The following is a 13,089-nucleotide window of genomic DNA, read 5'->3' on the forward strand; positions in this document are numbered from 1 at the left end:
TATGTCATCGCCAATACGTTAACTTTCAAAAGGAGGATTTTCTTATGTATTCAATGGAACAAGTTGTAAACTTAGCGAAACATCGCGGTTTTGTTTTCCCTGGTTCTGAAATTTACGGTGGTCTTGCAAACACTTGGGATTACGGTCCACTTGGAATCGAATTAAAAAATAATGTTAAAAAAGCTTGGTGGAAAAAATTCATTCAAGAATCTCCACACAACGTTGGTTTAGACGCAGCTATTTTAATGAACCCTAAAACTTGGATCGCTTCTGGTCACGTTGGTAACTTCAACGATCCAATGATCGACTGTAAAAAATGTAAAGCTCGTCACCGTGCTGACAAATTAATTGAGGATGCTTTAGATGCAAAAGGCATCGAAATGGTTGTTGACGGTCTTACTTTCGACCAAATGGCTGACTTAATGAAAGAACATGAAGTAAAATGTCCTGATTGCGGTAGTGAAGAATTTACTGAAATACGTCAGTTCAACTTAATGTTCAAAACATTCCAAGGTGTTACAGAGTCTAGCACAAACGAAATCTTCCTTCGTCCTGAAACAGCACAAGGTATTTTCGTAAACTTCAAAAACGTTCAACGCTCTATGCGTAAAAAGCTTCCATTTGGTATCGGCCAAATCGGTAAGAGTTTCCGTAACGAAATCACACCTGGTAACTTCACATTCCGTACACGTGAATTTGAACAAATGGAACTTGAATTCTTCTGTAAGCCTGGTGAAGATTTAGAGTGGTTCGCATTCTGGCGTGAAACTTGTAAAAACTGGTTACTTTCACTTGGTATGTCTGAAGAGAGCATGCGTCTTCGTGACCACGGTGAAGAAGAGTTATCTCACTACAGTAATGCAACAACTGACATTGAATTCAAATTCCCATTCGGTTGGGGCGAACTTTGGGGCGTTGCATCTCGTACAGACTTCGACTTAAAACGTCACATGGAACACTCAAACGAAGACTTTAACTATATCGATCCACAAACGAATGAGCGTTACGTACCATACTGCATCGAGCCATCTTTAGGCGCAGACCGCGTAACATTAGCATTCTTATGTGATGCATATGAAGAAGAGCAATTAGAAAACGATTCTCGTACAGTTCTTCGTTTCCACCCTGCTTTAGCACCATACAAAGCAGCTATCTTACCATTATCTAAAAAGCTATCTGAAGGTGCTACTGAAGTATTCACAGAATTAGCTAAAGACTTCATGGTAGACTTTGATGAAACTGGTTCTATCGGTAAACGTTACCGTCGTCAAGACGAAATCGGTACACCATTCTGTATCACATACGACTTCGACTCAGTTGAAGACAAAGCTGTTACAGTACGTGACCGTGACACAATGGAACAAGTTCGTATGCCAATTAGCGAACTAAAAGGTTTCTTAGAGAAGAAAATCCAGTTCTAATTATAAGAAAAAGAGGCTGCTCATAAGAGCGCCTCTTTTTTATTTTTCACGTTTTTCTTTAATTGCTACTGTACATCTTGATATACATAGTAAATCATCATTTTCATCAATAATGCGAACATCCCAAACCATTGTCGATTGTCCTCTATGTATTGGTGTTCCAATCGCTGTTACAATTCCATCTTTCTTTGAGCGAATGTGGTTCGCATTAATTTCTAATCCGAAACAAATACATTTTTCTTGATCAATTAAATTATATGAACCAACACTTGCCACTGTTTCTGCTAATGCAACCGATGCACCACCATGTAAAAATCCAAATGGCTGATGCGTACGCTCATCAACAGGCATCGTAGCAACCACCTTATCTTCTGTCATCTCTAACAACTCAATTCCAAGTGAATCCATTAAAGTTTTTGCCATATCGCTTCCCCCTTCTCTTACTTTAATTAAATGTATAATTTTACCTATTTATTTTCAAACTACTTATAACACTTATATAAGGAGGCTTCACCTAAATGAAACAGAAATTTTGTATATTACTGCTTATGTTCTCCTTGCTGACTATTGTACCAAATTGTGCAATAACAGCCAAAGCATCTAACCTGACAATCGATGTTAAGACTGTAACGCAAAAAGGTAAGAAACCTTATATAGAATATCAAATAAACAGGCCTTCTTTTCACAAATTTTCTGACTCTAAATTTCAAAATAAACTCAATTTATACTACAAAAAATCCACTGACAAATTTAAAACCAAATTAGAAAAAGAAGCAAAAAAATATTATAAAGAGACAGAAGGATCTAGTACACCATTTCATCCGTACGTAGCAAATGTTGATTATAAAGTCTCTTTAAACAAACCACCTTTTCTTAGCCTATATGTGAATTACTATCAATATACTGGCGGAGCACACGGTCTTTATACGTGGAAGGCAAATACATTCGATTTAAACGAAAAAAAGGTACTGCACTTAGACGATTTATTTGAACAAAAGGATAAATATAAAGATGTAATCCGTGCGGAGATTGTACGACAAATTAAACAAAATGAAAGCATTTATTTTCCTGATGCAACTGAAAAAGTAATGAGTATGAAAAAATTCCACTTCTTTTTAGAGCCAGACAATCTCGTCATTTATTTCCCTTTATATGAGATTGCTCCCTATTCAAGTGGAATTCCGCAATTTCGTATTCCATATACGTTGCTAAGAGACTATTTAAAGCCTTCTTATCAAAATATTTTGATTGACAACAAGTAAATATTTTCGCTACGATAATGTTAACCTAAAAACAACAGGAGGTTAACATTATGAGAAGATTTCATGTTTTAGATTTAGCATTAGCTGCCATGTTCGTTGCTCTTATGGCAATCGGTGCAAATATTGTATCTTGGGCACCATTCCTTCAAGTAGCAGGCATCCCATTATCTATGCAACCATTTTTCGCAATTTTAGCAGGTCTTCTTCTTGGAAGTAGACTTGGTGCCTTATCCATGACTGTATATATGCTCGTTGGCGTAGCCGGCGCACCAATCTTCGCTAACTTCAAAGCTGGATTTGGAGCACTTTTAGATCCTACTGGTGGTTTTATTATCGCATTTATTATCGTTGCTTACGTATCCGGAAAACTAGTAGAACAAAAAGAAAGACCAACATTCATTACATTTGCAATTGCCTCTTTCACAGGAATTATTTTAACTTATATAATCGGTACTACTTACATGTACGGGGCAGTCAATCTCTTTATGGGCGGTAATATGAGCTATAAAGCTGCTTGGATGATTATGATGTGGTTTGCAGTAAAAGATATTGCATTTACAATTATCGGTGCTATTATCGCACCTCGCATATATTATGCTGTGCGTCGTTCTGCTTATCAGCATTCTCATTCGACGATTTCATAATAAAAAAATGAGTTATTTCAGTATACTGAAATAACTCATTTTTTATTATGACTCTTGATTCGCTTGTTCTTCTAAAATTTTCTTCATCATTGCAACCATGTCATCACGTAATTCTGGGTGTTGCAGGGCCATTTCAATTGTCGTTTGAACGAATCCTAGCTTTTCACCTACGTCGTAGCGCTTTCCTTCGAAATCGTAGGCAAATACACGTTGGATTTCATTTAAGCTTTGGATTGCATCTGTTAACTGAATTTCACCACCAGCACCGACATGTTGCTGTTCTAAGAACATAAAGATTTCAGGCGTTAAAATGTAGCGCCCCATAATCGCTAAGTTTGAAGGAGCTGTACCTTGTGCTGGTTTCTCAACGAAATTGCGAACTTGGTAACGACGACCTTCTTGTTCTAATGGATCGATAATTCCATAGCGATGTGTTTCCGACTCTGGAACAGTTTGTACACCAATAACAGAAGAAAGTGTTTTTTCATACTCATCCATTAATTGACGTAAACACGGTTTCTCAGCTTGGACAATATCATCACCTAGTAACACTGCAAATGGCTCATCACCAATGAATTTACGTGCACACCAAACAGCATGTCCTAGTCCCTTCGGCTCTTTTTGACGGATGTAATGAATATCTACCATTTTTGAAGAAGCTTGTACTTTTTCAAGCAACTCATATTTTTTCTTCTCTAATAAGTTTTGTTCTAGTTCAAATGCGTTATCAAAATGATCTTCGATAGAGCGCTTTGTTTTACCAGTAACAATAATAATATCTTCGATTCCAGATTTCACTGCTTCTTCTACAATGTATTGGATCGTTGGTTTATCTACTATCGGTAACATTTCTTTCGGCATTGCTTTCGTTGCTGGTAAAAAACGTGTTCCTAATCCAGCTGCTGGGATTATCGCTTTTCTTACTTTTTTCATCACAAAATACCCTCTCTCCTGTCGGAATCAATAGCAAGCATTTCCTACATAAAACAAAAGGGAGATTTCGCTCCCTTTTGTTCCTTACTACTTAAAATTACTTTGTATTATAAACGATTCATAATGTCTTCTTTAATAGTAAGTAACTTTTGTTCACTATTTTGTAAAGAACTATCTTTCACACCAAAGTAAAACTTAATCTTCGGCTCAGTTCCAGATGGACGTAGGCAGAACCATGAACCATCCTCTAATTGATATTTTAACACATTTGATTTCGGTAAGTGAATCTCTTCTTTATGTCCATCTTGTAAAGATGTAACGATGCTTGCTTTATAGTCTTCCACTGCTACGACTGTTAAGCCCGCCACTTCTTTCGGAGGATTCTCACGGAACGTTGCCATCATCTCTTGGATTTTTTCCGCTCCATCTTTTCCTTTTAACGTTAACGATACAAGGTCTTCACGGAAGAAGCCGTACTTCTCAAATACTTCTAATAGACCGTCATATAACGTTTTCCCTTGTGATTTGTAGTATGCAGCTACTTCACATGCAAATAGAACAGATTGTACTGCATCTTTATCACGGCAGAATGGGCGGATTAAATAACCATAGCTTTCCTCATAACCGAATTGGAATTCATATTGTCCACTTTCTTCATACTGTCTAATTTTCTCACCGATAAATTTAAATCCAGTTAACGTATCAATTGTATCTAAACCGTATGCTTTTGCAATTGTACGACCAATTTCAGACGTTACGATTGTTTTTAATACGATACCGTTCTCTGGAAGCGTTCCGTTTTCTTTCTTTTGAGATAGTAAGTAATCAAGCATTAATGCACCTGTTTGGTTTCCTGTTAATACTTGGAACTCACCATTATGATTACGCACTGCTACACCAAGGCGGTCTGCGTCAGGATCAGTTGCGATTAATACATCTGCGCCTACCTTTTCACCGTCACGAATTGCATACTCAAACGCTGCGTGCTCTTCTGGGTTCGGTGATTTTACTGTAGAGAAGTTTGGATCTGGTAACTCTTGTTCTTTTACAACTGTTACATCTGTAAATCCAACTTCTTTTAAACCACGGCGTACAGAAATATTTGATGTTCCGTGTAATGGTGTAAAGACGATTTTTAAGTCTTTGCCGACCTTTTGCACCATTTCTTTATTAATGATGACATTGTTCAATTCTGCAGCATATGCATCATCTACTTCTTGTCCAATAATATGTAATAAACCGTCAGTTTTTAATTGCTCTACATCAGCGACTTCAACTGTTAATTCATCTTCTACTGCATTTACGTAGCTAATTAACTCATCTGCCTCTTTTGGAGGCAACTGTCCACCATCTTCACCGTATACTTTGTATCCGTTATATTCAGGCGGATTATGGCTTGCCGTAAGAACGATTCCACTTACTGTATGTAAATGACGAACTGCGAAAGAAAGTACTGGCGTTGGACGTAAGCTTTCAAACACATATGTTGTGATACCACATGCACCAAGTGTAGCAGCAACTTCCATTGCAAACTCAGGTGATTTATGACGAGAATCATAGGCTACAACAACACCGCGTTTTTTCGCTTCCTCACCTAAATTTTCGATAAAGCTTGCTAATCCTTTTGTTGCTTTACGAACTGTATATACATTTAAACGGTTCGTACCAGCACCAAGTTCACCACGCATACCACCTGTGCCAAACTCTAGATTTTTATAAAAGCTATCCTCGATTTTCTTCTCATCTTGCTTCATATTTTCTAGCTGTTCTTTTAATTCTGCATCTAATTGTGCGTAAGAAAGCCAGCGACTAAATTCTTGTTTCCAATTCATTCTTCTCTCTCCTCTCGCTCGTCATACCTTTATTATATGAAAAAAACATGCTGTATCTCAATATTTTATAAAATCTAACAGGATTTTACTAGGAATATTTGTATACACTATTGTTAAATACTCCACTAAAGGGAATGAGGATTATGCACGAATGGGGCTTGTCAGAAGAGCTCAAAATACAAACAAAGCAAATGATTGAAATTGCTGAAAAAGAACTATCGATTATGAGGAACGCAATCGATAAAGAAGACGAATGTATTTTATGCAAAATGGAAGATATTCATCATATGTTAGCAAATGTACAAACATTGGCAGCTACATACTATATTCAGGCATATTTATCACCTTATACGGAAAGTTCATCTTTTATTACGACAGCTATCCAACATTTAAGCGCCAGAAAACATGGTGCTCTTATCGTCGTGGAACGAAACGAGACGCTTGAAGCTCTCATTCAAACTGGAACGACATTAAACGCTCATTTAACTGCGCCATTACTCGAATCAATATTTTATCCAGGTAACCCTCTTCATGACGGTGCCGTTCTCGTAAAAAATAATCATATTGTCTCAGCTGCTAATATTCTTCCTTTAACGAAAAGTACAGAAGTTGATCCTGAGCTAGGAACACGTCACAGAGCTGCAATTGGCTTATCTGAAAAGAGTGATGCACTTATATTAGTTGTCTCTGAAGAAACGGGCCGTACTTCTTTTGCTTTAAATGGGGTTTTGTATACGATTTCTTTATAAAGTGAAACTTTAATCAGCCCTCACCAATCGAGCGTTTACCGGCAATCCGACCTAACTGCTTTCCTTTCGCTGAATTTTGAGTTATGGGTCTTACTACCCGGCAAATAGTGGGATAAACAAACCTACAAAAAAGAAGACTGTTCCAAAATATCGGAACAGTCTTCACTTATACTCTTATTCTTCTCCAAAACGCTCCACAAGTGTCGCAAGTGTACGTACCATTGCGCCAGTTGCTCCAGCTGGACCTAAGTCGTGCGCACCTTTTGTTTCTGATGTTCCAGCGATATCTAAGTGTACCCATGGTGTATCTTCAGCGAATTCGCCTAAGAATGTACCTGCCATAACCGCATGTCCTTCACGACCTGGTGAGTTATTTAAATCAGCAAACTTACTGTTTCTCACACGTTCTTTATCACGATCAAAAATCGGTAGTTGCCAAATTGGCTCATCTGTTTCCATAGAAGCCTCTAGCACTTGCTCAAATAACTCTTCATTATTTGTCATTGCGCCTGTCGTATAGTTTCCAAGTGCAACAATTACACCGCCTGTTAATGTTGCAACATCAACAAGGTAGTTTGCACCAAGTTTTTTCGCATACGTAATACCGTCAGCTAAAGCTAGACGACCTTCTGCATCCGTATTTAATACTTCAATTGTTTTTCCGCTCATAGATGTGATTACATCGTCTGGCTTAAATGCCGTACCACTTACAACGTTATCAGTTGAAGGAATAACAGCGATCACATTTTGTTCTGGGCGAAGTTCACCGATAATTTCCATCGCACCTAATACAGCAGCTGCACCGCCCATATCACCTTTCATACCAACCATGCCTTCACGTGGTTTTAAAGAATAACCACCAGTATCGTATGTAATACCTTTTCCAACGAACCCAATGACATCTGTCCACTCTTCTTTTCCTTTATAAATAAGAGCAATCATTTTTGGTGGCTCTACACTACCTTGGTTTACTGCAAGTAACGCACCCATACCAAGGTCTTCCATCTCTTCTTTCTCAAGAACTTTATAGTCCATATCATATTTCTCCGCTAATTCAACAGCATACTCAGCAAGCTTTGTCGCTGTTAATACGTTTGGCGGCATATTTACAAGTGTACGAGCTGAATTTGTTGCACGTCCATGTACGTAGCCAACTGTTAATGCTGCTTCAATTTCTTGTGCATCTTCCGCTGTAATAGCCGTGAACTTCTCTAACTCTACACGATCCTTTTTATCTGATTTATACGTTTGTAACTCATATGTACCAAGGCCTTGTACCTCTGCCGCAATATGAGCGACATCAATCGCGTCTAATTTCTCTGTTACGAAAGAATCAAGTAAGATTGCTGCATCTCGTACTTTTGCTGCTTGCAGTGTTTTAAACGCCTTACCAAGAGCCGCACGTAACGTTTCTGTCATGTAAGATTCTTTCTTTCCTAAACCAACAAAGTAATAACGTTTCACATTTGTTTTCCCTAAGCTATGTACTTTCGAAATGGCCTTTTTCTTCGTAGATAATTCTTTCTCTTCTAGTAAAACTTGTAATTGCCCTTCAAACGCTTTGTCCAGTTCTTGTACAAAACTACTCATTTTCTCTTCTTCAAATAAAGCAACAATTACCGCTTCATGACCTGCTAATTCTTTTTGTACTTGAAACATGTTCAGACCCCCTAAATTTCTCTACCACCATTATAACTTTATTTTCGATAAAATGCGATAATTCTAACTACAGTTATATGGCGTGTAAAATCGCAGATCCAAAATCTCCTCTATCATGAAATAAGCCAAGAAAAAAAGTCTAGCGTAATTACGACTAGACTATCTTTGTTTTAAATATTGACCACGAAACACTTGCATCGTTTCGTCTTGATTTAACATCGTTAACTCTTCTTCTGTAAACTTACCATTTCCTACTTTTACTACGTACACATTTACTTTTTTCTTACCCCATTGGCTATAAACATCTTTCACCGTATCATAATATAGATCAAGACGGTTTCCTTTTATTGCACCGCCCTTATCAGCTACTACACCATATCCATAACCTGGTACGAATAGAATCGTTCCAATCGGAAATACGCGTAAGTCCGCAGCGATTGTGGAATATAAATCCCTTTTCACTTTAACACCTGAATATGTAATACCATACTCTGGATGCCCCGGCCTCTTACCAGTTGACTCAATCCCCGATGTATAACCTGTTGCAGTCATTTCAATTGAACGATATTTAGACCAGTCGTTTGCCTGCTCTAAAGCATTTATCACTTCTTTACTCGGAGCAACATTTCTCTTAACTTCTGCTGCATGTACTTCTTTTGCACTCATTCCCTCATATTTCTTTACAATCTCTAATAAAGAAACTCCTGTGAAAGCATTCCATGTTACGCATAATGCAATTGCAAGTAAACAAGTCATCATAATGCGAATACAATATCGTTTTAACATTTTTATATTCCACACTCCTTCATCGTTAATCATTCCCTATACGATGAAGGAATATGCAAAAAAATAATCTCCAACTTAATTGGAGATTAAAACATTTGATATCCGCTTTTCCGAAGTTTCTTGATTACGACTCCTGCTAAAGCAGCCCCTACTAATCCAGTAGATAGAATAAATACGTCTGCTTGTCCTAAGTGCGATACACTTGTCCCAAATGAAGAAAATGTTTCTTTCGGTTTTGAAAAATAATCCCACATACTCGCTTTATTAATAATAAGCATACAAACAATCGGATACACAATAACCATTACCCAAGTAGCTCGCAAAATCATATTGAGTAAAAATCCAATTCCAAAGAACAAAATAAAGAATAACATCATTGAAATAAGTAGTACCGGTATACTCACTCTTTTCCCCTCTCCTCCGCACGTGCCGTAAATACGTGATAAGCTGTATAACCAAATGGTTCACCTGGATTTAATGTTTTGTCCACTTCAAGATGTAGTTCTGATCTTCCTTCTAACAAATATTTAATAAGCACAGACGTATTCGGATCGTCTACAATCTTATCCGGATGTAAGAACGCCACTTCAGACAATTCTTTCTCCTGTACAATAATATTTTCTCCTTCAGGTTCCAAAAGGAAAATAATCATATTATCACTAATCTCATTACGAATAACACCCGATCGAACACCAATAATCCCCTTCACATGAGCGACAATGCCTGTCTCTTCTAACACTTCGCGTTTCACAGCTTCATCAACCGTCTCACCTTCATTTACAAAACCAGCCGGTAAAGACCATTTCCCTTTTAATCCACTGTATTTCTTCTTAACAAATAGCCACCTACCATCTTTTGTAGCTACTAAACCACTAACAGCTAGCCATACCTTCCCTCGTTTCTCCATGATGTAATAACCTCCTCCATCAGAACGGACAGAATATTCTTTCTTTTTTTATATATTATACTATATTTTTAATATGAAAAAAGCAGAAACAGCTCTTAGCCGTTTCTGCTTTTTCTACTATATATTAAAAGAACTTTAATTTACCTTTTTTAAGAACTAATAAAGGTCCACCTAATAAGAATAGGTAACGGTTATCGATTACTTTCTTCATGAAGGAAGCTTTCCAACCTGTTAACTTTTTACCCATAACAACGCCCATTGCATCGTCATGACCTAAAGAACATACAGATCCTTTATTATCGAATGCGAATTTCTTCATTTCGCCCTTGCCACGAACTAATACAGTTAAGTTGTGTGCAATATTGTAACCTTGTTGAATTGCAATTTGTGCTGTTGGTGGGTAAGGACGGTTAATTTCTTCATTAATGATTAACGCTGCGTCACCAACCATGAATACATCTTCGTATCCTGGAGCGTGCATGTACTCATCAACTTTTACACGTCCGCGCATTGCTTCAAAGCCAGACTCTTCCACAATACCATTACCACGAACACCTGCAGCCCAAACTACTGTTTCAGACTTAATTAATTCAGTGTCATCGCCATTCGCAACGATAATACCTTCTTCAGTTGCTTCTTTAATTGCTGTACCGATGCGGAATTCTACACCTTTTTTCTCAAGCTGTTTTACAGCGTATTCTACTAACGCTGGATCGAAACCTGGAAGTGCTGTTGGAGCAGCTTCTACACAGATGATACGTGCTTTTTCACGTGGTACATTATACTCTTTGCAAAGTTCAGGAACACGGTTTGCAAGCTCACCTACGTACTCGATACCAGTAAATCCAGCACCACCAACAACGATTGTTACTAACTCATCGCGTTGTTCAGTTGCATATTTAGAGAAACTAGCTTCCATATGCTCACGAATTTCACGAGTTGCATTAATGTTAGCGATTGAGAATGCATGCTCTTTTAATCCTGTAATTCCGAATGTTTCTGATTCGAAACCAAGACCAATTACTAAGTAATCATACTCTAACTCACCATCTTTTAAGATAATGCGTTTTTCAGCAGCTTTAATTTCTACTACTGTGTCTTGTACAAAGTTCACTTTATTTGTATCAATAACGTCTTGAATATCTAGACAGATTTTTTCATCTTGTAATGTACCAGCTGCGCTCTCATGTAACCAAGTCGCTTGGTAGTGATAGCTGTTGTTGTTTACTAGCGTAATTTCAGCTTCATTTACAGATAATGCTTTTTGCAGACGAACAGTCGTAATCATCCCGCCATAACCTGCACCTAAAACTACGATTTTTGGAGTCTTCACCAAATCACAACCCTTTTCTTTATATAATAGTAATAAAAAATAATACCAAGTACTAAAAACTCTATTTGTCAAGAATGTGGAATTTATCACATTCTATATCATAACAAAACGCAGTCAAAAAATCGTACGAATTTTGTCATAGAAATTTAACATAATACTTCCCTATATTAGTCGGTTTTATTCCAGAATTCAAGCGTCTGGAGAATTATCAATATTTTAAAATAACATAGCGTTTTCAAGGGTTTTTTAGCCTTTTTTTCATGTATTTTCCTTTCTGTATATTTTATACAATAAAAAAGAACCGATGCGAAAACTTACACACAATTCAGTCGTTTTCAGAAGTATTATGAACTCAAATATGCTATCATTTATTTGAAAGTGTCATCATTTGCAGGATTTTCGTGTACATATGAACAATATATGAAATCAATATCAAAATTCCATCTATAGGGGGAATGAAAGTGGCAGAAAATCAAAAAGTTTACGACATAACAATTATTGGTGGTGGTCCAACGGGACTGTTCACAGCATTTTATGGCGGTATGAGACAAGCAAGTGTAAAAATCATTGAAAGCTTACCTCAACTTGGCGGACAATTATCCGCACTCTACCCTGAAAAATACATTTATGATGTGGCTGGATTTCCAAAAGTGCGCGCACAAGAATTAGTTGATAACTTAAAAGAGCAAATGAAGAAATTTGACCCAACTGTTTGTTTAGAAGAAGCTGTCGATACGCTTGAGAAACAAGCTGACGGTATATTTAAACTTGTTACGAATAAGCAAACTCACTATTCTAAATCAGTTATTATTACTGCTGGCAATGGTGCTTTCCAACCACGCCGCTTAGAATTAGAAGGTACAGCGAAATACGAAAAGAAAAACTTACATTATTTCGTTGATGATATGAATAAATTTGCTGGTAAGCGCGTCGTAGTATTTGGCGGTGGCGACTCAGCAGTAGACTGGACAATGATGTTAGAACCGATTGCTGAAAAAGTTACAATCGTTCATCGTCGTGATAAATTCCGTGCGCATGAACATAGCGTAGAAAGCTTAATGAATTCTCGTGCAGAAGTAAGTACACCATACGTTCCAGTAGAACTCATTGGTGATGACAAGATTGAACAAGTCGTTCTTCAACATGTAAAAACGGAGGAAAAAATTATCATCGATGTTGATGACGTAATCGTAAACTACGGCTTCGTTTCTTCTCTTGGCCCAATTAAAAACTGGGGCTTAGATATACAAAAAAACAGCATCCTTGTAAATTCAAAAATGGAAACAAATATTCCTGGCATTTACGCTGCTGGTGACATTTGTACATATGAAGGAAAAGTAAAACTTATCGCTTGTGGATTTGGCGAAGCACCGACAGCAGTAAACAATGCAAAAGCTTACTTCGATCCAAATGCAAAACTTCAACCGATGCATAGCTCAAGTATGTTTTAATATACAAAAATAAAGCTCCTTCCATACGTGGAAGGAGCTTTCCTTTTATATAACATAAAAGCACACTGAGTCCAATAAACTATCGAACTCAGTGTGCTTTTCGTCTAAAAAA

At 37.3% G+C, this 13,089-nt stretch carries 13 protein-coding genes; 5 read left to right on the forward strand and 8 right to left on the reverse strand.

The genetic code is table 11. The features are described from left to right. Nucleotides 1-44 precede the first annotated feature (44 nt). Nucleotides 45-1,421 carry a glycine--tRNA ligase gene (locus ES895_RS11720; protein WP_135238359.1) on the forward strand — a complete coding sequence of 459 codons (1,377 nt, stop codon included), beginning with the start codon at nt 45-47 and terminating at the stop codon, nt 1,419-1,421. Between the two features lie 39 nt (nt 1,422-1,460). Here ES895_RS11720 and ES895_RS11725 read toward each other — a convergent pair whose 3' ends face one another. Further along, nucleotides 1,461-1,844: a hotdog fold thioesterase gene (locus ES895_RS11725; RefSeq protein ID WP_001140612.1), complete on the reverse strand. Its 384-nt coding sequence runs from the start codon at nt 1,842-1,844 to the stop codon at nt 1,461-1,463. A gap of 95 nt (nt 1,845-1,939) precedes the next feature. Here ES895_RS11725 and ES895_RS11730 point away from each other — a divergent pair, with 95 nt between their 5' ends. Together ES895_RS11730 and ES895_RS11735 are read left to right on the forward strand one after the other, a co-directional pair. After that, nucleotides 1,940-2,683 carry a DUF3298 and DUF4163 domain-containing protein gene (locus ES895_RS11730; RefSeq protein WP_000810322.1) on the forward strand — a complete coding sequence of 248 codons (744 nt, stop codon included), beginning with the start codon at nt 1,940-1,942 and terminating at the stop codon, nt 2,681-2,683. Nucleotides 2,684-2,733: 50 nt separating this feature from the next. Beyond that, nucleotides 2,734-3,327 carry a biotin transporter BioY gene (locus tag ES895_RS11735; protein ID WP_001252163.1) on the forward strand — a complete coding sequence of 198 codons (594 nt, stop codon included), beginning with the start codon at nt 2,734-2,736 and terminating at the stop codon, nt 3,325-3,327. Between the two features lie 45 nt (nt 3,328-3,372). Here the strand turns inward: ES895_RS11735 and galU are convergent, their stop codons facing one another. Together galU and ES895_RS11745 are read right to left on the reverse strand one after the other, a co-directional pair. Next, the gene (gene galU, locus ES895_RS11740) at nt 3,373-4,260 is read right to left on the reverse strand and encodes a UTP--glucose-1-phosphate uridylyltransferase GalU (RefSeq protein WP_002097988.1); all 888 of its coding nucleotides are present in this window, start codon (nt 4,258-4,260) and stop codon (nt 3,373-3,375) included. Nucleotides 4,261-4,367: 107 nt separating this feature from the next. After that, on the reverse strand, nt 4,368-6,092 hold the full coding sequence (locus ES895_RS11745; RefSeq protein ID WP_135238360.1) for a phospho-sugar mutase: 1,725 nt from the start codon (nt 6,090-6,092) through the stop codon (nt 4,368-4,370). 143 nt (nt 6,093-6,235) lie between these two features. Here ES895_RS11745 and cdaS point away from each other — a divergent pair, with 143 nt between their 5' ends. Continuing rightward, nucleotides 6,236-6,841, forward strand: a complete 606-nt coding sequence (gene cdaS / locus ES895_RS11750; protein ID WP_000545253.1) for a sporulation-specific diadenylate cyclase CdaS — start codon at nt 6,236-6,238, stop codon at nt 6,839-6,841. A 174-nt stretch (nt 6,842-7,015) separates the two neighbouring features. Here the strand turns inward: cdaS and pepA are convergent, their stop codons facing one another. From pepA to ES895_RS11775, 5 genes are all read right to left on the reverse strand, one after another. Further along, nucleotides 7,016-8,500 carry a cytosol aminopeptidase gene (gene pepA, locus ES895_RS11755; protein WP_135238361.1) on the reverse strand — a complete coding sequence of 495 codons (1,485 nt, stop codon included), beginning with the start codon at nt 8,498-8,500 and terminating at the stop codon, nt 7,016-7,018. A gap of 159 nt (nt 8,501-8,659) precedes the next feature. After that, nucleotides 8,660-9,286 (reverse strand): 3D domain-containing protein, encoded by a 627-nt coding sequence (locus tag ES895_RS11760; protein ID WP_135238362.1) that lies wholly within the window; start codon nt 9,284-9,286, stop codon nt 8,660-8,662. Between the two features lie 86 nt (nt 9,287-9,372). After that, the gene (locus ES895_RS11765) at nt 9,373-9,690 is read right to left on the reverse strand and encodes a YuiB family protein (RefSeq protein ID WP_000027016.1); all 318 of its coding nucleotides are present in this window, start codon (nt 9,688-9,690) and stop codon (nt 9,373-9,375) included. Next, nucleotides 9,687-10,193 carry an NUDIX hydrolase gene (locus tag ES895_RS11770; protein WP_000415320.1) on the reverse strand — a complete coding sequence of 169 codons (507 nt, stop codon included), beginning with the start codon at nt 10,191-10,193 and terminating at the stop codon, nt 9,687-9,689. Before ES895_RS11770 ends, ES895_RS11765 begins: the two co-directional genes overlap by 4 nt. A gap of 124 nt (nt 10,194-10,317) precedes the next feature. Further along, entirely contained in the window at nt 10,318-11,526 is a 1,209-nt protein-coding gene (locus ES895_RS11775; RefSeq protein ID WP_000856612.1) for an NAD(P)/FAD-dependent oxidoreductase, read from the reverse strand. Between the two features lie 461 nt (nt 11,527-11,987). Here ES895_RS11775 and ES895_RS11780 point away from each other — a divergent pair, with 461 nt between their 5' ends. Beyond that, nucleotides 11,988-12,977 (forward strand): NAD(P)/FAD-dependent oxidoreductase, encoded by a 990-nt coding sequence (locus tag ES895_RS11780; protein ID WP_000829788.1) that lies wholly within the window; start codon nt 11,988-11,990, stop codon nt 12,975-12,977. Nucleotides 12,978-13,089 lie beyond the last annotated feature (112 nt).

It is taken from the genome of Bacillus sp. 007/AIA-02/001, assembly GCF_004634455.1.
Lineage (GTDB): Bacteria > Bacillota > Bacilli > Bacillales > Bacillaceae_G > Bacillus_A > Bacillus_A cereus.